Here is a 434-nt window from a genome sequence, read left to right as displayed (position 1 = left end):
CGGGAGTTCAAGAAGGGGGACACACCGCGGGGCGGGATTCTGGAGAGCGTGCGCTGGGTGGAGAGCTACGAGCGGATCGCCGAGCAGGCGCGGGCCTTGCCCGGCACCCGGCACATCTGCGTGGGAGACCGGGAGTCGGACATCCTGGCCCTGCTGCTCAAGGCCCGGGAACTGGAGTATGCCGCCGACTATGTGGTGCGCTGCCAGCACAACCGGGTCCTGCCCGAAGGCGAGAGGCTGTGGGACCGGGTGATGGCCGGCACGCCCCTGGGCCGGGTGTGTTTTGAGATCCCCGCCGGGCGGGGGCGCAAGGCGCGGACAGTTGAACAGGTCTTGCGGGCTGAGCGTGTGAGCCTCCCGGATCGTCAAGGCGGCACGCTGGAGGTCACGTGCGTGATCGCCACCGAGATCCAGGCTCCGGCAGGCTGCAAGCC

At 69.6% G+C, this 434-nt stretch carries 1 pseudogene; it reads left to right on the top strand.

From position 1 onward, the window contains the following. Positions 1-434: pseudogene (locus B4920_RS25895) on the top strand (hypothetical protein); the annotation flags it as partial.

It is taken from the genome of Zoogloea sp. LCSB751 (genome assembly GCF_002028455.1).
Classification (GTDB): Bacteria; Pseudomonadota; Gammaproteobacteria; order Burkholderiales; family Rhodocyclaceae; genus Zoogloea.
The sequence above is the reverse complement of the archived record's forward strand: the minus strand, read 5'-3'. Positions and strand labels throughout refer to the sequence as shown.